Source organism: Streptomyces sp. NPDC088812 (assembly GCF_044750285.1).
Classification (GTDB): Bacteria; Actinomycetota; Actinomycetes; order Streptomycetales; family Streptomycetaceae; genus Streptomyces.
Genome location: NZ_JBIVJP010000076.1, coordinates 1 through 1,422 on the forward strand (window position 1 = coordinate 1; position 1,422 = coordinate 1,422).

The 1,422-nt window shown below is 69.5% G+C and carries 1 protein-coding gene; it reads right to left on the reverse strand.

The annotated features are described in order from the left end of the window. Positions 1-1,147 (reverse strand): ISL3 family transposase (locus tag ACIP67_RS43300; RefSeq protein ID WP_401700233.1); only part of this gene is annotated, 1,147 nt, incomplete at its 3' end. Positions 1,148-1,422: the final 275 nt, after the last annotated feature.

Below are 1,422 nucleotides of genomic sequence, written 5' to 3' on the forward strand. Positions count from 1 at the left end.
GGAGGGTGCGGCCGAGGCGGGCGATCTCGGGGATCGGGCAGGTGTGGAATGTGTCGACGACCTTCTCGGCGATCCGCCGCCCCTCGGCGAGGTCCTTCTGGTGGTAGGCGGAACGCAGTTGCTGGGCGCACTGCCATGCGACGAACACCTCGTCGTGCGCGGGGTCGGCCTCGATCGCTGCCGCGAGCCTGGTCCGCTGCTTCTCGGTGAGGTTCTCGGCGCCGGCGCGGAGGATGGTCTGGATCCCGTAGAGCGGGTCGCCGGTCCGACCGCGATGCCCGAGGGTGTCTTGCTGGACGCGGCGGCGGACCTCATCGACGGCGGCGGTGCCGAGCTTGACGACGTGGAACGCGTCCAGCACGGCCGTGGCGTCTTCGAGCTTGTCGTCGATCGCGGTCTTGTAGCCGGCGAACGGGTCAAGAGCTGCGACCTTCACGTTCTGCCGGAACGCTTCGCCGCGTTCGGCGAGCCAGGACGCGTAGGCCTTCCCGGAGCGGCCGGGCACGAGGTCGAGCAGCCTGGCCCGCGTCTTTCCGGTGCTGTCGCGGCTGAGATCGACCATCCCGGTCAGCTCCTTCGGGCCGCGCTTTCGGGGGTCGACGTGATGCCAGATGTGCTCATCGACGCCGAGGGTGGTGACGTTCTCGAACCGGGACTCGTCCTCAGCCAGTTTGACCAGCTCGGGCTCGGCGGCCCGCCACACCGTCTTCCACGACGTTCCGAGCTGACGGGCGATACCGTGCACGGTGGCGTGCTCGCGGCGCAGCTGCCCGATCGCCCAGCCGACGGCGCGCGTGGTGATCGACCCGCGCCGGGCCACCAGACCCGGGAGCTGCTCCACGAACGTCCGTCGCACGCATCCCACCTCGTCGCACCGCCAGACCCGCTGCCGCCACACGATCCGCACCCGCGTCACGCCGGGCACATCATGAAGCACCCGTCGGCGACGTCCGCGGCCGGTCGCGACGACCCCGCACGACGGGCAGCCGGTCGGTGCCGCCGGGCTCGAGACGGTCACGATCAGCAGCCCGTCACGGCGGTCAACGTCCTCGACATGGACCCCATCGAGGCCGAGCAGCAAGTCGCAGCGGGAACACGGGCAGGCGGCGGAGCACGCGTCAGCGCACCCCGAACTATCGTGAGACACGTCGAGGTCCTCGGTTGGAGCAGCAGTTGGCGCTACTGATCCTCGGGGACCTCGACCCCTACCCGCCGAACCTCACCCGGCGAGCCTCACCCCCACCGAATGTCCGAAGAGCCCCCATACTCGTCGATCGACCACGTCGAAGACGCCGTCGCCGAGCACTACAAGACCATCCGCCTCAGCCCAGCCTTCGTCACCGCCGTGCGCAACCAAGTCAAAGCCGTTCTGAACGACCAGGCTGCCGCGCAGCAACTGCCCCGCAAGAACGTCGAAGACCA